Genomic DNA, 22,614 nt, shown 5'->3' with positions numbered 1-22,614 from the left:
CCATTGTCGCGAAAACAATAAAGCCCGAACCCTGATGCCGAAATTTGCCGCCAATCTGACCCTTCTGTTCAAGGAATTGCCATTTCTGGACCGCTTCGAAGCTGCGGCTACAGCGGGTTTTGCGGCCGTTGAAGTGCTGTTCCCCTATGACGATGCCGCGTCCGAGATCACAAGGCGGCTGACGGCCAACAACCTGAAGATGGTGCTGATCAATACGCCGCCGCCAAACTGGGCAGGTGGGGATCGTGGATTTGGCGCCATTGCCGGTGGACAAGCCAGATTTCAACATGATTTCAGGCGTGCGGTTCGCTTTGCCCAAGCGTTCGACGCCACGCATCTGCACATCATGGCGGGCAAGGCGCAGGGTCAGGTCGCACATCAGACGTTTGTGGAAAACCTGCGATGGGCCGCCAAGCAAGCGCCCGCGCAAAGCCTGACCATCGAGCCCATCAATGCGCAGGATATGCCGGGGTATTTTCTGAACGATTTCGATCAGGCCGCCGCCATCATTGCCGAAGTCGGCGCACCGAACCTGGGGCTGCAATTCGACGCCTACCATGCCGAGAAAATCACCGGCGATCTGTGGTCAACCTGGGACACGCACAAAGCCATCACGCGCCACATTCAGGTCGGTGGCCTTCCGGACCGGCGCGAACCCATTCGCGGTGATGTCGACTTCCCTGCCTGGTTTCGCAAAGTTGATGCAGACGGCTACGCCGGCTGGGTCAGCGGTGAATACCACCCCACCGCCCAGACCGAAGCCGGGCTGATTTGGATGAGGGGCTAGGCGCGCTGATTGCGCACAGGTCTCATGCTGCAGGTCTTAATGCGCTTCGGCCCAAGTCATCCCGGTGCCCGCGTCCACAACCAAGGGCACGTCGAGCTTGACCGCGGGTTCAGCCGCGCTTTCCATGACACCGCGGACCGCTTCGATCACCTCATTCACGGCACCCTCCTCCACCTCGAAGATCAATTCGTCATGGACCTGTAACAGCATCTTGGCGGGCAGTTTCGCAATGGCGTCAGGCATGCGCACCATCGCTCGGCGGATGATGTCAGCCGCCGTGCCCTGAATGGGGGCGTTGATCGCTGCGCGCTTGGCAAAGCCGGCTTGCGGACCTTTGGCGCCGATTTCGGGGGTGTGGATACGCCGGCCAAACAGGGTCTCGACACGCTTGTGTTCTTTCGCAAACGCAACAGTTTCATCCATATACTGGCGAATGCCGGGGAACCGTTCAAAGTAGCGGTCGATGAAGCCCTGTGCCTCGGACCGAGGAATGCGCAGATTGCGGGCCAGTCCGAAGCCTGAAATGCCGTAGATCACCCCGAAATTAATCGCCTTGGCCTGTCGGCGGATGTCTGGCGTCATCTCGTCCAGCGGCACGTCAAACATTTCAGAGGCCGTCATGGCGTGAATGTCCTGCCCCTCGCGGAACGCTTGTTTGAGCGCGTCAATCCCGGCGACATGGGCTAGAATACGCAGTTCGATCTGGCTGTAATCGAGGCTGATCAGCTTGGTGCCTTCGGGCGCGACGAAGGCTTCGCGGATGCGGCGGCCTTCTTCCGAGCGCACCGGGATATTTTGCAGGTTCGGGTCCGTCGATGCCAGCCGTCCAGTGTTGGCCCCAGCAATCGAATAGGAGGTATGAACGCGGCCTGTGTCAGGGTGAATGTGATCCTGCAGCGCGTCCGTATAAGTCGATTTCAGCTTTTGCAGCTGGCGATAGTCCAGAACCCGCGCGGCAAAATCGTGTTCCGTGGCAAGGTCTTCCAGCACATCGGCGGGGGTGGACCACTGCCCCGATTTCGTGCGCTTGCCGCCTTCCAACCCCATCTGGTCAAACAGAATTTCACCCACTTGCGCAGGGCTTTGCACGTTGAAATCCCGACCTGCAATCTGGTGCAGTTCGACCTCGAACCCGGCCATTTTTTGCGCGAAAGCATTGGACATGCGCGACAGGACTTCGCGGTCCACCTTGATGCCCGTCATCTCCATTTGTGCCAGCACCGGGACCAAGGGGCGTTCAAGCCGCTCGTAGACACGGGTCACTTGTGCGGTGTGCAGGCGCGGCTTCAGGACATGCCACAGGCGCAGCGTTATATCCGCGTCCTCGGCGGCATATTTTACCGCGTCCTCGATCGGAACACGGTCAAAGGTGATCGCGGCCTTGCCAGCCCCAAGCAGCGACTTGATAGGGATCGGGCTATGGTTCAGATAGCGTTCGGACAGCGCGTCCATCCCGTGGCCATGCAGCCCCGCATTCTGCGCATAGGAAATCAGCATCGTGTCATCAATCGGCCCGACCGCTACACCTTGTCGGGCGAAAATCTTGGCATCGAATTTCATGTTCTGACCGATCTTCAGGATCGCAGGATCCTCCAGAACCGGCTTCAGAATGGCCAGCACTTCGTCCAGCCCCATCTGCCCATCGGCCAGATCGGTGCCGCCAAACAGATCATCGGACTGGCTGGTCTTGTGGATCAGCGGGATATAGCATGCATTGCCCGGCTCTACCGCCAGCGAGATGCCGACAAGATCCGCGCGCATTTCGTCAAGCCCGGTTGTTTCGGTATCGACGGCGACATATCCACGCTCGGTAATGCGCCTGACCCAGGCGGCCAAGGCGGTGGCGTCCTTCACCCACTCATAGCGGCTGGGATCAATCGGGGGCATCTCTGGTGCGGTGGTCACCCCGGCGCCGTCTGCCTCTACGATCTTGATCTCGGGACTGTCCACACCAAGCTTCTTGGCCACCCGATTGGTCAGCGTGCGAAACTCCATCTCGGCCAGAAAGGACAACAGGTCTTCGGCATCGGGGTCTCTTAGTTCCAGATCTTCAAACGGGATGTCCAGATCCATGTCATCATCCAGCTTCACAAGATCGCGGCTGATGCGGATTTGTTCGATGTTGTCGATCAGGGACTGGCGGCGCTTGGGCTGTTTGATCTCGTCGGCGCGCGCCAAAAGCGTGTCCAGGTCTCCGTATTCGTTGATCAAAAGCGCTGCGGTCTTGATCCCGATCCCAGGTGCGCCGGGCACGTTGTCCACGCTGTCACCCGCAAGTGCCTGCACATCCACGACACGGTCCGGCCCGACGCCAAACTTTTCTTCGACCCCTTCCACACCGATGCGCTTGTTCTTCATCGGGTCCAACATCTCGACCCCGCCGCCAACAAGCTGCATCAAGTCCTTGTCCGAAGACAGGATCGTGACCCGCGCCCCGGCGGCGTTGGCGCGTTTTGCAAAGGTGGCGATGATGTCGTCGGCCTCGAACCCTTCTTTCTCGATACAGGCGATGTTGAAGGCGCGCGTCGCGTCGCGGGTCAGCGGGAATTGCGGCACAAGGTCTTCGGGCGCGGGCGGGCGGTTGGCTTTGTAGAGCGGATACATATCGTTGCGAAAGCTTTTGCCCGAATGGTCAAAGATCACCGCCACATGGGTCGGTGCATCCGCCCCTTCATTGTCTTCGACAAACTTGAACAGCATGTTGCAAAATCCGGCAACAGCCCCGATGGGAAGGCCGTCGGATTTGCGCGTCAGGGGTGGCAACGCATGATAAGCGCGGAAGATGAAAGCCGACCCGTCGACCAAGTGCAGATGACATCCCTTACCGAAGCTCATCACTCTCTCCCTTTATTTATCATACGCGCAGGGTCGGCAAAGGCCGCGCAGCGCCTGCCCGCGGCCTTGTCAGGTCCCGTCAGTCTGTCGTCCGTTCAAAGCGTCAAGCCGCCTGAGGGCCCCCGGCCTTTGCGACTGTGTCTGCAAAATCCTTATGGACAAATTTGCAGTCACAATAGGGGCATTCGACCCAGCCATGTTCCTGCGGCATCTGCAAATAGACACGGGGATGGCCAAGGGCGCCTTCGCCCCCGTCACAGGACACTTTGTAGCTGTCCACGATCTTGGTTTCGGGCGGGGACTGGGTCATGTCGGACACCTTCTTCTTTCGTTTCGCGCCATGATACCAGTGACGCGGGCCATCGCAAGCCAGAACCGGTCAGTCATCAAAGCGTTTCAACATCCGGCCCAGCATGCGCCCCCCCAGAATATGGGTGTGCAGGTGCGGCACCTCCTGCACGCCGGCCTCGCCTGTATTGGCGATCATCCGGTAGCCTTGCCCGCCTGCACCGGGGTCAACGCCAAGCACGGCGCAAACCTTGCCGATGGCACGCGAATAGCCGACGATTTCAGCGTCAGTCGCCCGAGAGGCAAAGTGGTCATAATTCACATACGGCCCTTTGGGGATGACCAGCACATGCACCGGGGCTTGCGGCTGGATGTCACGAAATGCCAGTGCAAATTCATCTTCATAAACTGTGTCGCTCGGGATCTCTCCCCGCAGGATCTTTGCAAAGATGTTCTGATCGTCATAGGCATAAGTCATCTGATGTTTCCTTCATCGGTCGTATCTTCAACGTCCGGTCTGAGCGTGTCTCGTCAATCCGAAAAGAGGTGGTCCATTGCCGCGATTTCTTGCGCGCGGTCGGGAGAAATCGACAAAAAACGCGACAAGAGAAGCGCATTGGCTTCGGCATCGGCCGTTTCGCTGATCCGATAATACTCCTCAAAGCCCGCGTCGCGGATGCAGTCGCTTTCAAAGGCGACATCGGCCCGGATGGTTGGCAGCAAGCGATCAATTGATTCTTTCGAGGTATTTTCTCCGGCAAGACCGACTCGTTTGGCATGCCCCAAAAGGTAATCGTCCGAGAATTCGCTGTCGACTTCAAGCAAACGGGTGGTGGATCGGTCCGAAAAGAAATCCTGTAACAAATCCAGGTTGTTTGGGTCCATGCACACAACCAAACGGTTGGTATCATAGTAATCAAACAGCATCCGCATCAGCGCCCGTCTGTGACGTGTGCGCTTGCCCAGCCGGGTTTGAATGCCGCCAAGGTCCGGCATCGGGCAGCTTTCTTCATCAAACAAATACTCGATCGTCGGAATGTCCGTGACCTGCCCGATCTTGTGCAACAGCCGCTTTCCGACATGCCACTTCTTGGCGACAACAATCAAAAGCTCACGATCCCGGCCCAGACTGCTTTCCGCCTCCCAAAAACGCGGCGCGAAACGTTGTCCGATCCTGCCGCGCCCGGTCAGAAATTTGAACAGGCTGCGCCCTTCGTTCGAGATGTGGAACTCGATCCCTTCATCAGCATAAAGATCGCCCAGCCTGCGCTTCAGCTCTCGCGCTTCTGGGCTGATTTTGCGGGCAAACAGAAAGTCCTGACTGAGCAGCAGGTCATAGTGATCATCATAGAAGGTCACCGGCATTCCGTAGTCGGTGAACATCAGAAATGTCAGCGTGCGCGAGCGGATTTCGTGCTCTGGCACCAAATGGCGGATCAAGGTCTGAAAGAAGGTTTCATCCGGAATCCATGTGGTGCGAAAGAACCGCATCACATCTTTCCGTTTGCGGGTGAATTCGACGATCCATTCAACCGAACGTCGCCTCAGGCACCACCACTGGCTGCCGATCATCACCTGAATATCTTGCGGAATCTCGCGGGTCAGCCCCAGCTTTCTTTGCAGATTGAAACTGGTATAGAAACGGCGTTTCTGGGTGCGCTCGTTGAAGAAATGGCGATAGATCAGCCGCTCTTCTTTCATACCGGTCTTGATCCAGTCGCTTTCGAAATAGTCGAAGCTTTCGATGTAATCCGCGTCAGACGCATCCAGTAATGCATGGGTGTATTCGGCGGACTTGATCGCCATGCAATCGCCCGAGACCATATAAAAATGGGTCGCGCGCGGAAACGCCTCCAGCGCGGCTTCGACCGCGTTCAGCGTGGCTTGCACCAGCGACCATTCCCCCCACCCGCATTTGATCCGCTTGCGCGCGAAGGTCACATTGGGATTGTCGGCCAGCGCCGCACGAATGCGCCGATAGTGTTCAGGGTTGGAGCGCGCATCGAAATGAATCGACATGTAATCGCCGGCTGCCGTCAGTCGCGTCGCCTGACTGATAATGGCGTCGGGGTCTTTGTGGCAAAGCAAAATGAAAGCAATTTTAGCCATAGGCGCGCGACGAAACCTCTGAAACACTGGTATTGTCGCATAGATAGCGTGAACACCCATTGAAAAAACAGTGTTTCTTTGCTTTTTTCTTCGTAATCATGCAGTGGGTGCAGGTATTGACGAGTAAGGGCGCCAAGGAGGCAGCAGGTATATGGGATTTCCGGGCACGTGGATGACCGAAAGTGAAAGCGTCGTGTATCGGGTTGTCCCGAAATGCGCCTGCTCGACCATTGGTCAGATTATGTATTACTCTGACCATGGCGAATTCTTCGACGGCGACATCCACGACAGCAAGGATCGGCTGCACAAATGGTCGCAAGACGGCTCGCAAAAACTGATCGAGCAGAATGTTCTTGGCCACAAAAGCTATGCCTTCACCTGTGTCCGCAACCCATACACGCGTATCCTGTCGAGCTTTTTTGACAAGATCTGCGGCATTCAGCGTAACGGAAAGCGGTATCGCGGCAATCTGGTGCCGCTGCTGATCCAGAAATACGGCATCGAGGTCGGAGACCCAGAAAACGGGTTCGAGTTCGATCAGGTCGAAAGCTTCCGCCGCTTTTTGCTGTTCGCACGGGACACCATTCGGTGGCGACGCCCGATGGACCCAGACATCCACTGGTCAGCAATGTCCGGGCATGTCTCGACCTTCATCGTAAACGGTGGACAATACGACAACATCTTCTGGACCGAGAAATTCAACGACGGCATGCAAAAGGTACTTGATGCGATCGAGACGCCACACACTGTGCATCTGGACAAGATTCCGCGCTTCAATGAAAGCGAAGGGCACGGACCCAAACGTCTGCACCCGGTCGAGGATTACTTCGATGACCTGTCAATGCACCTTGTCTATGAAATCTTCAAACGCGATTTCAACCTGTTCAAATATGATTTTGAGAATCCGGTCAACAAGATGCCCATAGGCGAGATCGACTTGGACGAGGTGCACGCCAAGCTCGGTGACTGAGCCCAGCAGCTACTCTCTCAGACCAGGTTTTTGTCCCGCAGCAACGCCAACAGGTTTCTTTCCGCGCGCGGACCAACGTGACGGATCACTTCGCCTGCGATGGTGCACCCCATTTCCCCGCAGGTTCGGATATCAGCACCCGTTGCCATGCCATAGATGAACCCCGCCGCAAAGCCGTCCCCGGCCCCGGTGGCATCCACAGGCACAATGCGTTCGACAGGCACATCGACCCGCTCACCGTCTGCCACGATGGTCACGCCATCGCCCGAACGGGTGCAGGCAACCAAGGGGCAAATCGCAGCCGTTTTGGCCAGCGCTTCTTCCATGTCAGTCGCTTCAAACAGCGACCTGATTTCGTCTTCATTGCCGATCACATAATCAAGTTCGTGTTCGATCAGTGTCAGGAAGTCGTCGCGGTGACGTTCAACGCAGAAAGGGTCGGAAATGGCGATGCCAGCCTTGCCGCCCGCCGCACGGCACGCGCGCGCCATGTCGATAAACGCCTCTTTGCCCTTGTCCTTGTCAAACAAATAGCCCTCAAGAAACACGATCTCGGCATCGGCGGCGACGTCGGGGTCCACATCAGCCGATCCAAGTTCAGCCGAGATCCCCAGATAGGTGTTCATCGACCGTTCGCCATCCGGTGACACGAAGATCATCGAGCGCGAGGTCGGCAGTTCGCCCCCCGGCACAGGTGGGTTCACAAAACGGGTTCCGTCCATCTCCATCGCTTCGGCATAGAAGCGACCCAGCGCATCATCATGCACGCGCCCGACGAAACCGGTCGACAGGCCCAGTTTGCCGATCCCCGCCAGCGTGTTGGCGACAGATCCACCCGCCGCCTGTTTGCGGTCCTTCATCGAGCCATACAACACCTCGGCCCGCTCCCGTTCGACCAGTTGCATGATGCCTTTTTCAATGCCCATCATCTCAAGAAAGCTGTCATCGGCCATGGTCAACACGTCCACCACCGCGTTGCCGATCCCGACAACCTTATACTTTTTCGTCATAAGTTCTTTTCCTCGAAGGGGCACAAGTCCCGAATAATACAATTTGCGCACATTGGCTTGCGCGCCTTGCAGGTATAGCGGCCGTGCAGGATCAGCCAGTGATGTGCATGGTTTTGATAGTCGGCAGGGATGTTGTCTTCGATCGCGCGCTCGACCGCAGTCACATCTTTTCCCACGGCGATCCCGGTGCGGTTTCCGACGCGAAAGATATGCGTGTCGACCGCTTGTGCCGGCACGCCCCACCACATGTTCAAAACCACATTGGCGGTCTTGCGACCGACACCCGGAAGCGCCTGCAGCGCCGCGCGTGAATTGGGCACCTCGCCGCCATACTCCTCGACCAGAATGCGGCTCAGCTTGATGACGTTCTTCGCTTTCTGGCGAAACAGCCCGATGGTTTTGATGTGTTCGGTCAAGCCCTCTTCACCAAGGGCCAGCATTTTTTCAGGCGAATCTGCAATCTTGAACAATGCGCGCGTGGCTTTGTTTACGCCGACATCCGTGGCCTGCGCCGACAAGGCCACCGCCACCACCAGCGTGTAGGCATTCACATGCTCAAGCTCGCCCTTCGGTTCGGGTTCCGCCGCGTGAAAGCGGTCGAAGATCTCGCGGATCTTGTGATATCCCAATTGCTTTGCCATGATTTTCTATGCCCTTTTCTGTGTGGCGTCACAAGTCGAGGATCCTGCGCAATTTTGCAGATGCGCACATTCCGGGTCGCTTTGACAACAGGTTCTGCGGCAATCTGATGGCACAAAAGGAAAGTAGACCGCCATGAGTGTTCACCACGACAGCTACCACTACAACGTCATCCGCCGCGCAATGGAGGAGATCGACGCAGCCGGCGGCGACCCCCTGTCGCTTGAGGCGCTGGCCGCACGCATGGATATGTCACCTGCCCATTTCCAACGGGTCTTTTCGCGCTGGGTCGGGGTGTCGCCGAAACGCTATCAACAGTTTCTGGCGCTTGGCCACGCAAAGACACTGCTGCAGGACCGGTTTTCAACCATGGACACGGCCCATTCGGTCGGCTTGTCGGGCCAAGGCCGGCTTCACGATCTGTTCCTGCGGTGGGAAGCGATGAGCCCTGGAACCTATGCGAAAGGCGGCGAAGGGCTGACCATCAATTGGGGGTGGTTCGACAGCCCGTTTGGCCCCGCGCTGGTCATGGGCACGGACAGGGGCATTTGCGGGCTGGGGTTTGCCGCCGAAACCGGCGAGGCGATCGCCATGTCCGATCTGCGGTCACGATGGCCAAATGCAACCTTCCGCGAAGACCCGGCAGCGCTTGCCGCGTGGGTAAACCAGGCTTTCAGCAGGCGTGGCATGACGCCTTTGCACCTGATCGGCGCGCCCTTCCAGATCAAGGTCTGGGAGGCCCTGTTGGCCATTCCGTCTGGTCACGTCACCAGCTACTCCCAAATCGCCCAGAAGGTTGGCTCCCCACGCGCGGTGCGCGCAGTCGGAACCGCCGTCGGCCGCAACCCGGTCAGTTGGCTGATCCCATGCCACAGGGCCTTGCGAAAATCGGGTGCGCTTGGCGGCTATCACTGGGGGCTTGGGGTCAAGCGCGCTCTGCTGGCTTGGGAAAGCGCCGAAATCGAAGAGGCAGAACGAGCCTGACACATCCCATTGCCGCCTCCATTAGGGCTTGTTATTCGATATCAAAGCGCTTTCATGTAAAGAAAGCAAAGAACAAACCTGAGGATAGCAGCATGCACCTGAAACACTCTGTCTTGACGCTTGGCGTCGTGGCGGCGCTGGCGACCACCGCCTGCACGACACCTATGCAAAGCCCGACCAGCAACATGGGGCCGCGCACCCAAAATGGCGCCGCCATTGGCGCGATCGCCGGGGGCCTCTTGGGCGCGACGCGCAAGGGCGATGGCAAACTGGGCAAAGCCGCCGTAGGCGCCGTGATCGGTGGCGTGGTTGGCGGCATGATCGGCCAACAGTTGGACAAACAGGCTGGCGATCTGCGTCAAGCCATCGGCAATGATCAGGTCAGCATCGTCAACACCGGCAACGAATTGATCGTGACAATGCCGCAAGACATCCTGTTTGCCACCGACAGCGCACAGGTCGGGTCCGCTTTGCAAGGCGACCTTGCCGCACTGGCCAACAACCTGTTGCAATACCCGGATTCGGTGGTCGAGGTTGTAGGCCACACCGATAACGTCGGAGACGCGGATTATAACCTGTCGCTGTCGCGCCGCCGTGCGGCTGCGGTCGCGTCGGTTCTGGTATCAAACCGCGTCCCAAGCTCGCGCGTGGTAACCATTGGTTACGGCGAAGATCGCCCGATCGCATCAAATCTGGATGCCGCCGGGCGCATGCAAAACCGCCGGGTCGAGATCATCATCCGCCCCATTCGCAACTGATGCGTATGGTACGAAATTAGGGAAAGAGCCGGGTCCTGCCCGGCTTTTTTCATTGAGGCACCCCGCGGGATGTGGTCATATTATATGACCAATTTGCGCGAGACCCGATATGCCCTTTCAGAAGATTTCCGCAGGCAAGCTTGCACAGTCCGTTGTCGAACAGATCGAGTTGTTGATCCTGCGCGGCATATTGCGACCGGGCGAACGCCTGCCCTCGGAACGTGACCTGTCAGAGCGCATGGGTGTTTCGCGCCCCTCACTTCGCGATGCCATTGCAGAGCTAGAGGCGAAAAAGCTCCTGTCACGACGGGCTGGGGCCGGCATCTATATCAGCGAGAGCCTGGACAGTTCGTTCCCGCCCGCACTGATCAGTCTTTTCTCGCGTCACGACGAAGCCGTGTATGACTATATCGCCTTTCGGCGCGATATGGAGGGGTTGGCGGCCGAACGGGCCGCAAAGTTCGGATCTGACACGGATCTGGCGGTGATTAACGAGCTTTTCCAAAAGATGGAAAAAGCGCCCGAGGGACAAGGCGCTGATTTGGACAGTGACTTTCACATGGCCATCATCGAAGCCAGCCACAATGTCGTAATGGTGCACATGATGCGCGCCCTTTACGACCTGCTGAAGCAAGGCGTGTTCTACAGCCGCAAGGTGGTCATCCAGATCACCAACACGCGGTCGGATTTGCTGGAACAGCACCGTGCCATCAACACAGCTTTGCAAGCCCGAGATCCAATCGCGGCGCGCAATGCCGTCGAATCGCACATGGATTTTGTAACGCAGGCCTATGGCGACCTGCGCCAATCTGCGCGCAACGAGGAAGTGGCGCGGCAGAGGCTGGACTATGAGATATCTCGCTAGCGGGCGTGCACGAAGCTTTCCCTCGCACCAAAGAAAAAACCCGACCAGTGGCCGGGTTCTTCTTAGTCAGTTTTTCTAACCAGCTTAGTGCAGCTTGGCTTCAACCGTCTTTATAGCATCGTCGATCAGCGAATTGCCGTCCGTCGCTGTCATCTGCTTGGCGATCACGTCGCGCGCCGCAGCAACAGCAACCTGAACGGCACTGTCGCGCACTTCTTTCACTGCAGCCGTTTGCGCAGATACGATCTGGTCCTCGGCCGCAGCCAAACGGCGCGCGATCGAGGCTTGCAGGTCTGCCTTGGCAGCAACCGCCGCATTGGCAGCTTCGTCTTTTGCGTGCGCAACGATACGCTCGGCCTGCTGGGCAACTTCCTTTTGCTTACGCTCATAAGTTGCCAAAATGGTCTGCGCTTCTTCACGCAAAGCGCGCGCTTCGTCGAGTTCGGACTTGATACCGACTGCGCGTTTGTCCAACTGCGCACCGAGCATCTTGTGAACGCCCATGTAGCCCAGGAAGGTCACGAACAGCAAAAACGCCAGCGTCACAACCATGTTGGTGTTGGACAGGTCTGTCCAACCTGCGTCACCGGCAGCAAATGCCGGTGCAGCGGCCATCACGGCAAGAGGGGTAAGAACGAGTTTCTTCATTTTCTTCACCCTTTCATCCGCGAAGTCACCGCAGCAGTGACGGACTTGGCGTCAGCCTTGTAACCCATGGACGCAAGGATTTCCTTGGCGGCATCCTTGGCAACGGTCTTTACGCTGTCGATCGCGCCGGCGCGGATTTCAGCAATCGCGGCTTCGCTTTCGGCAGCCTTGGCTGCGATTTCCGCGTCTGCCTTGGCAGCTGCGACATCAACGTCGGCCTGAATTTCAGCACGGGCTTCAGCGACAATCTTGTTCGCTTCGGCACGGGCGTCGGCCAGCGCTTTGTTGTAAGCTTCTTCAGCCTCGACAGCTTTCTGCTTCAGCTCTTCGGCGGCGGTCAGATCATTGGTGATCGTGCCCTGACGTTCGGACAGCACGGCCTCGATACGGGGCAGCGCGACCTTGGTCAGCACGAAATAGATCACGACCAGCGTGACCACGAGCCAGAAAATCTGGTTCCCGAAGGTCGAGAAATCCAGCTGCGGCATGCCTGCGGCTTCTGCGCCGCCATGTGCCGCATCCGCGGTCTGTTGCGTATTACTTGCCATGTCTTATCTCCCGGAACCGGATTACATCGGGCGGCGGATCAAACCCCCGCCCGCGCGTAAGGATGGTTCAGGTCTTAGACAGCAAACATCAGCAGAAGTGCGACCAGGAACGAGAAGATGCCCAGTGCTTCTGCAAATGCGATACCGATGAACAGGGTCGCGGTTTGTGCGGCAGCTGCCGACGGGTTGCGCAGGGCACCGGCCAGGAAGTTACCAGCAACGTGGCCCACACCGATAGCGGCGGCACCAGAACCGATAGCTGCCAGACCTGCACCGATGAATTGACCCATTTGAGCGATATTGCCTTCCATTGTGATTTCTCCTTACGTTGGAATGCTTGAATTAGATGGATGAGCGGGCTGCAACCGTCAGTGTGACGGATGCAGGGCGTCTTTCAGATACACGCAGGTCAGGATCGTAAACACGTAGGCCTGAATGAAGGCCACCAGAACCTCCAGCGCGTAGACGGCCGAGATGGCCAAGATTGGCAGGAAGCTGAACATGCCCAAGGCAGCAGCAAAGCCGGCGAAAACTTTGATCACAGCGTGGCCAGCCATCACGTTACCAGCCAAACGAATGGAGTGGCTGACGGGGCGCACGAAGTACGAGATCAACTCGATGATGGCCAGAACCGGGCGCAGCGCCAGCGGTGCCGCCGAAACCCAGAAGAGACCAAGGAACCCCATGCCGTTCTTCACGAAGCCCAGCACGGTCACGAAGACGAACACGATCAAGGCCAGCACAGCCGTGACGGCGATGTGGCTGGTGGGCGTGAAGCTTGTTGGGATCAGGCCTAGGAAGTTGGCGAACAGAATGAACATGAACAGCGTCATGATGCCGGGGAAATATTTGACGGCGTCTTTGCCGGCCACATCTTCGACCATCTTATAGACAAAGCCATACGCCATTTCGGCAACCGACTGACCACGTGTCGGCACGATTGCGCGACCGCGAGACCCGACGACCAACAGAAGCACGATACCGATGATGGCCAAAACCATCCAAAGCGTTTGATTGGTCGGCGTGAAGGTGCCAAGCTCGGCGCCGCCAAACAACGGCTTGATCTCGAACTGGTCCATCGGGTGGATTGCCAGACCTGGATGCTCAGGCGCGAAGATCAGGCCCGAAATAAGGACCAGCGCCAGCACGACAAAGAAAGCGATCTTGATGATCGGGCCAGCGCCCTGTTTTTCGCTTTGGTCAGCCACGTCTCTATCCCTCTTCTTCTGCGGCGGTCTGCGCGTCTTGCGCTTCTTCCGCTTTCTTCTGCATCTGGGCCGCGGTCGACAGCATGACTTTCATGCCCGCAGCGAAGCCCAACATTATGAACAGCACCATGAAGATGGGTTTTGTGCCAAACAGCGCGTCCAACCCGTATCCGATGCCGAAGCCGATCAACAGACCGACCGTAAGCTCTATGACCATCTGCCAAGCGAAGGATGCCTGGTTATAGGCCGCATCACTGGTGTCGTCTTCTTTGACCTCTCCCTTCGCCTGTTTCAGGCGCATCTCGAGCTCTCTCAGGCGCTCGGGATCGGGTTTGTTGGACAAGGAATTGCCTCCGGTGACGGTTGCGCCTTTGCTAAGGCCAAGGCGGCAGTGAGTCAACGGCATTTAGCGCCAACAGCGCGACCTGTAACCATCTGTTCTAATTTGATTTTCCACAGCAAGCCGATTCACTCATCGTATCAACAACAGCCTTGGGCTACCTTTCGCACCCAAACCGTTCATTTAACCATTTGGTTGACGATTGGGACGCTCGGACCTAACCCATAGGCATGGATACCCGTCTTGACCTTGCCTTTGCTGCCCTGTCCGACCCGACACGACGTGCCATCCTGACCATGCTTCTGGAAGATGACATGGCCGTCACTGACGTGGCCGAACCGTTCGAGATGTCGCTGGCCGCCATATCGAAGCATCTGACGATCCTGTCGCGGGCCGGGTTGATCAGTCAGGAAAAGCGCGGGCGGGTCAAATGGTGCAAGCTAGAGCCCAACGCCCTGCGCGATGCCTCGGTCTGGATGCAGGGATTTGGCCAGTTTGAACCGGTAAACCTGGATGCGTTCGAACGGTTTCTTGAAGCCGAACTGGAAAGCTAGTGCGAATTAGGGAAGCGAAAAGCCCGGCTCTGTCGCAACCCAGTGCTCTGCAGCACGTTTGAGCTGAGCCAAGATGGCCTGCACCTTGGCCGTTCGGTGCAAATCGACATGTGTGACAAGCCAGAACCGAGAGGACCAGTCGGACCGCGCGGGCAACACTTCGATCAAACCGTCTTCGGCCCCGCGCGCAGAGAAGCCCAACCCCGCCCCCGCGATCAATGCTGCGTGCATGGCTGCATCATCCGAGGCCTGAAACCAAATGTTTTCAGCCGGGATATGTTGCGTCATCCATTGCATCACAGGCGCGCGCGATTTCAACTCCGAAAACCCGATGAAGCGATGGGTGTGCAGCGTGTCCTCGGTCGGCATGCCGTAACGGTCCACATAGCTTTGCGCCGCATAAAGGCCGAAAGACAGGTCCAGAAAGGGCTGGGCGACATTGTCAGGTTCCGTAGGGGCTTGGCCTGCCCGCAAAGCGACATGCGCTTCCCCATATTCAAGCTTGAAAACGCGCGCATCAGTCAACAGGCGCACTGCGATGCCGGGGTGGTCCACCTGAAAGGCAGCCAGCACTGGGGCAAGTCGCGCTGAAAAAGAAGGCAACGCGGTGATCACCAATGCCCCGGTTACATCATCACCCTGCCCGGTCAAACGCCCGGCCAGTTGCGAAAACTGTTCTTCGGTCGTTTGGGCAATTTGGGCAAGATCGGCCCCGGCTTCGGTCAGCGCATAACCGCGCGCGTGGCGCTGGAACAGCTTCACCCCCAAGCGCGCCTCAAGCGCGTCGATGTGGCGGATCACGGTCGCATGATGAATGCCTAAGGCCTCGGCTGCCCCGCTGACCGTGCCAGCGCGCGCAACGTGATAGGCGGTTCGAATTTCATCCCAGTGGTCCATGGCAGCTTTCTGTGCATTTTCAAACAGACACCGTTAGATTACGCAGATTGCGTTTGATTTTGCAATGTCGCATCTGTGGTTCAACGAACACAGGAGCACAAGACATGACACACATCCTTCGCATCGACAGTTCGGCCCGCACAGAAGGGTCGATTTCCCGCAGCCTCGCGGACACCGTTATCGCCCGCCACAAAGACGCGACCGTCACCACGCGTGATCTTGCGGACGGCATTCCGCATCTGGACGCCGCGTGGACCCGCGCCACGTTCACCCCCGCCGACGCGCGCAGCTCGCAAGACACCGCAGCCTTGGCCTTGTCGGACCAGATCGTGGCTGAAGTGCAGGCCGCCGACCTGATTGTTATTTCCGCCGCGACCTACAACTTCTCGATCCCCTCGTCGCTGAAGGCGTGGATCGACCATCTGGCGCGTGCAGGCGTGACCTTCCGCTATCGCGACGACGGCACGCCAGAGGGGCTTTTGACCGGCAAGAGCGTTATTTTCGTCAACGCATCCGGTGGAACGCCGGCAGGCGCGCCGCATGACTTTTCAACGCCCTATCTGAAATTTGTGTTAGGGTTCATGGGTATAACCGACGTCAAAGTGATCGCGGCCGCAGGGGCAGATGGCATCGCATCGGCAGAGCAGCAGATCGAAACATTGGCAGCCTAGGCCCACCACGCGACAAGAGCGCGCGGATGCGTGCGCTCTTTTCCCTTCTACGCTCACCGTGACCACGTTAGGTTGAGGCATACACTCTACCAAACGGACATTCATCTCACCCGATGCGCATCGCGACCAACACCAAAGACCAATTGATACTGGATCATGCGCCATGGCTGATTGGTGCGTTCCTGATCTTGATGGTGGTCGCTTTTCTGGCCATCGGCATCAGGCTTAGCGCGATAGGCCAGTGGATCGCCGCCTTGGCCTTTATTTGCGGGGCAGGATTGCCGGGCCTGACGCTATATCTGGTGGTTGCACGCGTGCAGGTGGTGTTTGATCGCAACTCGGGCGTGGTGGAGCTTCGGCGGCGCAGCTATCAGGGGTTTGAGACGCGCCAACTGCCGCTTGGACAAATCCAGCGCGCCGACTTGGAAACCAGCACCTTCAAGGATCGCGACCAGAAAGTCAGCAGAACCCACCGACCAGTGCTTGTGCTGGCGGATGGAACGACGCAGCCTTTGCTGCTTGCGTATTCGAATGCCAGCGATCAGAGCGAACTGGTTGATGCGGTGAACGATTGGCTAAGCCCACCCCCCGGCGCTAGCGGATCAGGATCGCGCGAAAGTCATTGACGTTGGTCCCGGTCGGGCCGGGAGAAAACAGATCCCCCAGCGCCTCGAACGCCCCCCACGCATCGTTGTTGGACAAGTGAGCCATCGGGTCCCGGCCAAGCGCACGCAACCGCGCGGCTGTTTGCCCGTCAACGAATGCCCCCGCATTCGCTTCGGACCCGTCGATCCCGTCCGTGTCAGCAGCCAAAGCGGCGAAACGGTCAAGCCCATCACAGGTCAATGCCAGAGACAGCAGAAACTCCGTGTTGCGCCCGCCCCGACCTTTGCCGCGCAATGTGACCGTGGTTTCCCCCCCTGAAAGCAGGACGCAAGGAGCCGCGAAGGGGCGGTTACGCACAACGACTTCGCGCGTTATCGCCCCGTGCATGCGGGCAATGTCGCGCGCCTCGCCTTCGATCGCGTCCGACAGGATGGTCGCCGGAATACCCAGCGCGTCGGCCCGCGCCGCTGCGGCCTCAAGGCTCAGCCGAGCTGACGCGATGACATGCACCTCATTGCCGGCAAAGGTGGGGGCGTCCGGGCTTGGGGCTGAATGGGCGCGGATATGGGCAAAGATGGGATCCGGCAGGTTGATCCCCCAGGCTTCCGCCAAAGCCAGCGCATCGGTCTGCGATGTGGCATCCGGGACCGTGGGGCCAGAGGCGACCTGTGCGGGGTCATCCCCGGGCACATCGGACACAACAAGGCTGACCACTTTGGCGGGATACGCCGCTGCCGCCAGTCGCCCGCCTTTGATGCCAGACACATGTTTACGGATCGCATTCATCACCGAAATCGGCGCCCCGGAGGCCAGCAGCGTCTGATTGAGCGCCTGTTCGCCTGCCAGCGTCAGCCCGACAGGGGGCGCCGGTAGAAGCGCAGAGCCGCCGCCGCAAATCAGCGCCACAACCAGATCGTCCTCGGTCAGGCCCGACACCGCATTGAACATGGCTTGCGTCGCGGCCAGCCCCGCTTCGTCAGGCACCGGGTGAGATGCTTCGATCACCTTTATGTGCCGGCAGGGTGCACCAAATCCGTATCGCGTGACGACAGCACCTTCCAGCGGACCATCCCACAGCTGCTCAAACGCCGCAGCCATCTGCGCGGCCCCTTTGCCCGCGCCGACCACCACCGTTTTGCCGGCCGCTCTGCGCGGTAAATGAGCGGCAAGCGCGGCCTTGGGATCAGCCGCAACAATCGCCGCTTCAAACAACTGGGTCAGCAATTCGGTGTCGGATTTGTTCATCATGTCCGCGAGCATAGGACGCCCCCGATCAGGCGCAAGCCCCGACAAACGCGGTGCTGCACACAGTCAAGCCATGCGCGATCAGGTCAAAACAAGTTGGGGAAGGCCCGAGCCAGTTTATGGTGCGGTCGGTGGGACTCGAACCCACACGAGTGTTACCTCACAGCGACCTCAACGCTGCGCGTCTACCAATTCCGCCACGACCGCAAGTCTGGGCTAGGTGACGCGCTTCATAGCGAAGGGGTTTGGGGATGTGAAGTCCAAAATCACGCGGTCCAGTCATTTCCGATCGCTTTTTGACAAAGCCGTCATAGGGTGCCAATGAACGCCTATGAAAGCCTTGCCTGATATGCCCCCCGTCACGTGGGAAACCGCTGACACGCTTGTCGAATACGAAACCGCCGTTGCGCGGATGGAGGCCCATGTCGACGCGATGGCGCGGGGCGAGGCGGGCGAAATGGTGTGGCTTCTGGAACACCCCCCGCTTTACACGGCGGGCACGTCCGCCAACCCCAAGGATCTGGTCGCACCCGACCGCTTCCCGGTCCACACCTCGAAACGCGGTGGTCAGTATACCTATCACGGCCCCGGCCAGCGCGTCGCCTATGTGATGTTGGATGTCGGCGCAAGGGGCCGGGATGTGCGCGCCTTCGTGTCCGCGCTAGAGGATTGGGTTATTCGCACCCTTTCGGACTTCAACGTCAAAGGAGAGAAGCGTGATGGACGTGTCGGTGTTTGGGTCGTGCGCGACGACAAACCCCTGACCGCCACAGGACACCCAACCGAGGACAAAATCGCCGCAATCGGTGTGCGCCTCAGAAAATGGGTCAGCTTTCACGGTATTTCGATCAACGTCGAACCGGATCTGGATCACTTTTCAGGAATTGTGCCCTGCGGCATCACAGAATTCGGCGTGACAAGCCTTGTGGACCTAGGACTTCCGGTTACAATGGCCGATGTTGACACCGCGTTAAGACGCAATTTCGATCAAGTTTTCGGGCTATCCACCTGAAGCGAGCGAGAAATTGCGCGGTAAAGGGATGCGACAGGTCGCCCCCTTACAATCCGTGCGGATTTATCGCAGTGTCCGCGCGTCCACGACGCATCTATGCGTTCAAAGCTCTAGCATGAGGAATAACATGAAGACGATTCTCTCTTCCGCCGCCATGATGATTGCCCTGTCGGGAACCGCGTTCGCTGAAGGCGACGCCGCTGCCGGTGAAAAAGACTTCAAAAAATGCAAGGCGTGTCACGCGATTATCTCGCCCGAGGGTGAAGCCCTCTTCAAAGGCGGGAAAACCGGCCCCAACCTTTATGGGATCGTCGGCCGCGCTGCTGCATCCGTCGAAGATTTCAAATACGGCGATTCGATTTTGGCCCTTGGTGAAAGCGGCCTTGTCTGGAACGAAGAGCTTTTGGCCGAATACATCAAGGATCCGAAAGGGTTCTTGAAAGAGCAAACCGGCGATTCAGCCGCCAAGTCGAAGATGACCTTCAAATGGGGCAAGCCTGACGACATCGTGGCCTTCCTTGCCACCTTCTCGGCCGAGATGCCGGCTGATGACGCGGCCGCGGAAGAAGCGCCCGCCGAAGGCGAAGCTGCCGAAAGCGATTCGACCGCAACAAACTGATCTGCCAAACCTTTCAGGTCGCAAATCGAAGCAATTCAGGCGTCCTGCCCCGGAAAAACCGGGGCAGGACGCATTTTTTTGTGCTCCGTAGCGATTGCGACATTGCCCGACCCCACCCAGCATATTAAACACGTTAAAAAGCCGGGTGGCATTCTGAGCCGCCCCGGCCAGTTTAACCCCAAAGGGAGGGATACATGGCGGACGCAGCCATTCACGACCATGACCACCACGACGAGCGCGGGTTCTTTACCCGGTGGTTTATGTCGACCAACCACAAAGACATCGGGATCCTCTACCTGTTTCTGGCCGGTCTGACGGGATTCATTTCCGTCTGTTTCACCGTCTACATGCGGCTTGAGCTGATGGACCCCGGCGTCCAGTACATGTGCCTCGAGGGCGCGCGCTTCATCGCTGATGCGTCGGCAGAATGCACACCCAACGGCCACCTCTGGAACGTGATGATCACCTATCACGGTGTCCTGATGATGTTCTTCGTGGTCATCCCGGCCCTGTTTGGCGGATTTGGTAACTATTTCATGCCGCTGCAAATTGGTGCACCGGACATGTCCTTCCCTCGGATGAACAACCTATCCTTCTGGCTTTACGCCACGGGTGTGGCGCTTGGCGTCGCTTCGTTGCTGGCGCCTGGTGGCAATGACCAGCTTGGGTCGGGCGTTGGTTGGGTTCTGTATCCGCCGCTGTCCACGACCGAAGGCGGCTATTCCATGGACCTTGCGATCTTCGCGGTCCACGTATCGGGTGCCTCTTCGATCCTTGGCGCGATCAACATCATCACCACCTTCCTGAACATGCGTGCCCCCGGCATGACGCTGTTCAAGGTGCCGCTGTTTGCGTGGTCCATCTTCGTGACGGCTTGGCTGATCCTGCTGTCGCTGCCGGTTCTGGCAGGCGCGATCACCATGCTGCTGATCGACCGTAACTTCGGCGGAACGTTCTTTGATCCGTCAGGCGGCGGCGACCCGGTTCTGTATCAGCACATCCTGTGGTTCTTCGGCCACCCGGAAGTGTATATCGTGATCCTGCCCGGCTTCGGCCTGATCAGCCACGTGATCGGCACCTTCGCCCGCAAACCTATCTTCGGCTACCTGCCGATGGTCTGGGCGCTGATCGCCATCGGCTTCATCGGCTTCGTCGTGTGGGCACACCACATGTATACCGTCGGCATGTCGCTGACCCAGCAGTCCTATTTCATGCTGGCGACGATGGTCATTGCGGTCCCAACAGGCGTCAAGATCTTCTCGTGGATCGCGACGCTTTGGGGTGGCTCGATCGAGTTCAAAACGCCGATGCTGTTTGCCTTTGGCTTCCTGTTCCTGTTCACCGTTGGTGGTGTCACTGGCGTTGTGCTGTCGCAGGCTGGTGTGGACCGCGTCTATCACGACACCTACTATGTCGTGGCGCACTTCCACTATGTCATGTCGATCGGCGCGGTGATGTGTATCTTCGCAGGCATCTATTACTGGATCGGCAAGATGTCCGGTCGTCAGTATCCTGAGCTTGCAGGCAAGATCCACTTCTGGACCTTCTTCATCGGCGTGAACCTGACCTTCTTCCCGCAGCACTTCCTGGGCCGCCAAGGCATGCCCCGTCGCTACATCGACTATCCGGAAGCGTTCGCCTACTGGAACAAGATCAGCTCCTACGGTGCGTTCCTGTCCTTCGCGTCATTCGTGTTCTTCATCGGCATCGTGTTCTACACGCTGATGAAAGGCAAACGCGTGACCGAAAACAACTACTGGAACGAATACGCGGATACGCTGGAATGGACCCTGCCCAGCCCGCCGCCAGAGCATACCTTTGAAATCCTGCCCAAGCAGGAAGACTGGGACAAAGGTCATTCGCACTAAGCGGATCAGACCTGACAAACAAAGAAGGCCCGGGCAATCGTCCGGGCCTTTTGCATGAAGGGGTGGTGAGGCAAGCCCCCTGCCTAATGGGTGATCGGTGATAGCCTACTCCGACGGCAGTTCCAGTTGGAACCGCGCCTGGGCCCACCCTTCAACGCTGGTGCGGGCGCGCAGCCAAAGGGTCTGCACCCCATCCGGCACCGCAACCCCGGACAAGCTGCGGGTAAAGGGCTGTTCATCCACATGCGGGTGATGCAGCACGCGGGTGCCTAGAATATCGCCCGCGTCGGTTTCCACCCGCCAGCCATCGGCATAGTCCTCCCACCCGACCTCTGCATGAGACAGCGTTACCGAAACGCTCCATCCTGTGCCGGATTTGGTCGCGGTTGCGCCTTCGATCACCGCCTCATGCGCGAAAGCAGGTGAGGTCGCACAAAGAAGCCCAAGCCAGATGTATCGCATCACGCACTCCACGAATTGAATGGCATCAGTGTGCCGCGTGCGCCCGCGTTTCGCCAATCACGTCTCAGCGAGCCTGCGCGTGTCCAACCTACGCGCCACGCGGCGAAACTTTGCACTTGCCTCGCAACGCCAGTCCGGTTTTTTTAGGTCGTCCCTTTCCCAATGGAAGCGCGCCCGATGCCTTACGAATGGATGCCCACAGATACCCCCGGCGCGCCTAAAGCCGAATTGCACCTGTGGCCCTTCCGATCCCTGCCGCGCCGCGGCTTTGTCTGGATCATGGGAATGGGGTTTGCGATGATGCTTGTTCCACTGCTTGCGTTTGTCGGGTCGGTCACGCTGTGGTGGTTGCTGCCGTTTGCCTTGGGCGCCCTAGGGGCTTTGTGGTTCTTCATTGAGAAAAGCTATAAGGACGGCGAAATTCTGGAGGAACTGGTTATCCGGCAAGACCAGATGACCCTGACCCGGCACGGCCCCCGCGGCGCTTTTCACGAATGGACCGCCAACCCGTATTGGGTGACAGTCGAAATCCACAGATCAAAAGGCCCTGTGCCCAACTACGTCACGCTGAAAGGCAATGGACGAGAGGTGGAGATAGGCGCATTCCTGTCGGAAAAGGAACGCCCAAAGCTGTATCAGGAGCTAACCGAGACGCTGTTGCGGGTGAAATCGCACCAATAGCCACGCGCAG

At 58.4% G+C, this 22,614-nt stretch carries 26 protein-coding genes and 1 tRNA gene; 12 read left to right on the top strand and 15 right to left on the bottom strand.

The window, feature by feature from the left end; translation table 11 throughout:
- Nucleotides 1-34: 34 nt before the first annotated feature.
- Nucleotides 35-787, top strand: coding sequence for a TIM barrel protein (locus Q0864_RS00275; RefSeq protein ID WP_298564939.1), 753 nt, complete (start codon nt 35-37; stop codon nt 785-787).
- 36 nt (nt 788-823) lie between these two features.
- Here the strand turns inward: Q0864_RS00275 and polA are convergent, their stop codons facing one another.
- The 4 genes from polA to Q0864_RS00255 all read right to left on the bottom strand — a co-directional run bounded on the left by polA (nt 824) and on the right by Q0864_RS00255 (nt 6,019).
- Nucleotides 824-3,622, bottom strand: a complete 2,799-nt coding sequence (gene polA / locus Q0864_RS00270) for a DNA polymerase I (protein ID WP_298564937.1) — start codon at nt 3,620-3,622, stop codon at nt 824-826.
- A 103-nt stretch (nt 3,623-3,725) separates the two neighbouring features.
- Nucleotides 3,726-3,932, bottom strand: a complete 207-nt coding sequence (locus tag Q0864_RS00265; RefSeq protein WP_298564933.1) for a zinc-finger domain-containing protein — start codon at nt 3,930-3,932, stop codon at nt 3,726-3,728.
- A 69-nt stretch (nt 3,933-4,001) separates the two neighbouring features.
- On the bottom strand, nt 4,002-4,388 hold the full coding sequence (locus Q0864_RS00260) for a histidine triad nucleotide-binding protein (protein WP_298564930.1): 387 nt from the start codon (nt 4,386-4,388) through the stop codon (nt 4,002-4,004).
- 53 nt (nt 4,389-4,441) lie between these two features.
- Nucleotides 4,442-6,019, bottom strand: coding sequence for a DUF5928 domain-containing protein (locus tag Q0864_RS00255; RefSeq protein WP_298564926.1), 1,578 nt, complete (start codon nt 6,017-6,019; stop codon nt 4,442-4,444).
- Between the two features lie 151 nt (nt 6,020-6,170).
- Between Q0864_RS00255 and Q0864_RS00250 the strand changes: the two genes are divergently transcribed.
- Nucleotides 6,171-6,989 carry a sulfotransferase family protein gene (locus Q0864_RS00250; protein ID WP_298564924.1) on the top strand — a complete coding sequence of 273 codons (819 nt, stop codon included), beginning with the start codon at nt 6,171-6,173 and terminating at the stop codon, nt 6,987-6,989.
- 17 nt (nt 6,990-7,006) lie between these two features.
- Here Q0864_RS00250 and Q0864_RS00245 read toward each other — a convergent pair whose 3' ends face one another.
- Together Q0864_RS00245 and nth are read right to left on the bottom strand one after the other, a co-directional pair.
- Nucleotides 7,007-7,999, bottom strand: coding sequence for an adenosine kinase (locus Q0864_RS00245; RefSeq protein ID WP_298564922.1), 993 nt, complete (start codon nt 7,997-7,999; stop codon nt 7,007-7,009).
- Nucleotides 7,996-8,640: an endonuclease III gene (nth, locus tag Q0864_RS00240; RefSeq protein WP_298564920.1), complete on the bottom strand. Its 645-nt coding sequence runs from the start codon at nt 8,638-8,640 to the stop codon at nt 7,996-7,998. The genes Q0864_RS00245 and nth overlap by 4 nt, the downstream gene beginning before the upstream one ends.
- 133 nt (nt 8,641-8,773) lie before the next feature.
- On the opposite strand from nth, the gene Q0864_RS00235 reads away from it, so the two are divergent.
- The 3 genes from Q0864_RS00235 (at nt 8,774) to Q0864_RS00225 (ending at nt 11,245) form a co-directional block, all read left to right on the top strand.
- Nucleotides 8,774-9,622, top strand: a complete 849-nt coding sequence (locus Q0864_RS00235; protein WP_298564918.1) for a methylated-DNA--[protein]-cysteine S-methyltransferase — start codon at nt 8,774-8,776, stop codon at nt 9,620-9,622.
- Between the two features lie 164 nt (nt 9,623-9,786).
- Entirely contained in the window at nt 9,787-10,380 is a 594-nt protein-coding gene (locus tag Q0864_RS00230; protein WP_298566130.1) for an OmpA family protein, read from the top strand.
- Between the two features lie 109 nt (nt 10,381-10,489).
- On the top strand, nt 10,490-11,245 hold the full coding sequence (locus Q0864_RS00225) for an FCD domain-containing protein (protein WP_298564916.1): 756 nt from the start codon (nt 10,490-10,492) through the stop codon (nt 11,243-11,245).
- Nucleotides 11,246-11,329: 84 nt separating this feature from the next.
- Here the strand turns inward: Q0864_RS00225 and Q0864_RS00220 are convergent, their stop codons facing one another.
- From Q0864_RS00220 to Q0864_RS00200, 5 genes are all read right to left on the bottom strand, one after another.
- Nucleotides 11,330-11,902, bottom strand: a complete 573-nt coding sequence (locus tag Q0864_RS00220) for a F0F1 ATP synthase subunit B (protein WP_298564914.1) — start codon at nt 11,900-11,902, stop codon at nt 11,330-11,332.
- Complete coding sequence (locus Q0864_RS00215) at nt 11,899-12,441, bottom strand: F0F1 ATP synthase subunit B' (RefSeq protein WP_298564912.1); 543 nt, start codon at nt 12,439-12,441, stop codon at nt 11,899-11,901. Before Q0864_RS00215 ends, Q0864_RS00220 begins: the two co-directional genes overlap by 4 nt.
- A 74-nt stretch (nt 12,442-12,515) precedes the next feature.
- A complete protein-coding gene (locus Q0864_RS00210) occupies nt 12,516-12,752 on the bottom strand; it encodes a F0F1 ATP synthase subunit C (RefSeq protein ID WP_055188564.1) in 237 nt (78 codons plus the stop codon).
- 57 nt (nt 12,753-12,809) lie between these two features.
- Nucleotides 12,810-13,613, bottom strand: coding sequence for a F0F1 ATP synthase subunit A (locus Q0864_RS00205; RefSeq protein ID WP_298566128.1), 804 nt, complete (start codon nt 13,611-13,613; stop codon nt 12,810-12,812).
- Between the two features lie 40 nt (nt 13,614-13,653).
- A complete protein-coding gene (locus tag Q0864_RS00200) occupies nt 13,654-13,992 on the bottom strand; it encodes an AtpZ/AtpI family protein (RefSeq protein WP_298564910.1) in 339 nt (112 codons plus the stop codon).
- Nucleotides 13,993-14,219: 227 nt separating this feature from the next.
- Here Q0864_RS00200 and Q0864_RS00195 point away from each other — a divergent pair, with 227 nt between their 5' ends.
- A complete protein-coding gene (locus Q0864_RS00195) occupies nt 14,220-14,543 on the top strand; it encodes a metalloregulator ArsR/SmtB family transcription factor (RefSeq protein WP_298564908.1) in 324 nt (107 codons plus the stop codon).
- A gap of 6 nt (nt 14,544-14,549) precedes the next feature.
- Here Q0864_RS00195 and Q0864_RS00190 read toward each other — a convergent pair whose 3' ends face one another.
- On the bottom strand, nt 14,550-15,440 hold the full coding sequence (locus Q0864_RS00190) for a LysR family transcriptional regulator (protein ID WP_298564906.1): 891 nt from the start codon (nt 15,438-15,440) through the stop codon (nt 14,550-14,552).
- Nucleotides 15,441-15,544: 104 nt separating this feature from the next.
- Here Q0864_RS00190 and Q0864_RS00185 point away from each other — a divergent pair, with 104 nt between their 5' ends.
- Nucleotides 15,545-16,111: an NAD(P)H-dependent oxidoreductase gene (locus tag Q0864_RS00185; RefSeq protein ID WP_298564904.1), complete on the top strand. Its 567-nt coding sequence runs from the start codon at nt 15,545-15,547 to the stop codon at nt 16,109-16,111.
- 113 nt (nt 16,112-16,224) lie between these two features.
- Nucleotides 16,225-16,737 (top strand): hypothetical protein, encoded by a 513-nt coding sequence (locus Q0864_RS00180; protein ID WP_298564902.1) that lies wholly within the window; start codon nt 16,225-16,227, stop codon nt 16,735-16,737.
- On the opposite strand, the gene Q0864_RS00175 is transcribed toward Q0864_RS00180, so the two are convergent.
- Both Q0864_RS00175 and Q0864_RS00170 read right to left on the bottom strand, forming a co-directional pair.
- A complete protein-coding gene (locus Q0864_RS00175; RefSeq protein WP_298564900.1) occupies nt 16,706-17,977 on the bottom strand; it encodes a glycerate kinase in 1,272 nt (423 codons plus the stop codon). The two genes, Q0864_RS00180 and Q0864_RS00175, sit on opposite strands and share 32 nt — an antisense overlap.
- Nucleotides 17,978-18,082: 105 nt before the next feature.
- Nucleotides 18,083-18,169 (bottom strand) — tRNA-Leu (locus tag Q0864_RS00170).
- A 124-nt stretch (nt 18,170-18,293) separates the two neighbouring features.
- On the opposite strand from Q0864_RS00170, the gene lipB reads away from it, so the two are divergent.
- From lipB to Q0864_RS00155, 3 genes are all read left to right on the top strand, one after another.
- Nucleotides 18,294-18,974, top strand: a complete 681-nt coding sequence (lipB, locus tag Q0864_RS00165; protein ID WP_298564898.1) for a lipoyl(octanoyl) transferase LipB — start codon at nt 18,294-18,296, stop codon at nt 18,972-18,974.
- A 127-nt stretch (nt 18,975-19,101) separates the two neighbouring features.
- Complete coding sequence (locus Q0864_RS00160; protein ID WP_298564896.1) at nt 19,102-19,593, top strand: cytochrome C; 492 nt, start codon at nt 19,102-19,104, stop codon at nt 19,591-19,593.
- A 194-nt stretch (nt 19,594-19,787) separates the two neighbouring features.
- Nucleotides 19,788-21,461, top strand: a complete 1,674-nt coding sequence (locus tag Q0864_RS00155; RefSeq protein ID WP_298564895.1) for a cytochrome c oxidase subunit 1 — start codon at nt 19,788-19,790, stop codon at nt 21,459-21,461.
- Nucleotides 21,462-21,566: 105 nt separating this feature from the next.
- Here the strand turns inward: Q0864_RS00155 and Q0864_RS00150 are convergent, their stop codons facing one another.
- Nucleotides 21,567-21,923, bottom strand: a complete 357-nt coding sequence (locus Q0864_RS00150; protein WP_298564892.1) for a hypothetical protein — start codon at nt 21,921-21,923, stop codon at nt 21,567-21,569.
- Between the two features lie 177 nt (nt 21,924-22,100).
- Between Q0864_RS00150 and Q0864_RS00145 the strand changes: the two genes are divergently transcribed.
- Complete coding sequence (locus tag Q0864_RS00145) at nt 22,101-22,604, top strand: DUF2244 domain-containing protein (protein WP_298564890.1); 504 nt, start codon at nt 22,101-22,103, stop codon at nt 22,602-22,604.
- The last annotated feature ends 10 nt before the right edge of the window (nt 22,605-22,614 follow it).

Source organism: uncultured Aliiroseovarius sp. (genome assembly GCF_947497285.1).
Classification (GTDB): Bacteria; Pseudomonadota; Alphaproteobacteria; order Rhodobacterales; family Rhodobacteraceae; genus Aliiroseovarius.
The sequence above is the reverse complement of the archived record's forward strand: the minus strand, read 5'-3'. Positions and strand labels throughout refer to the sequence as shown.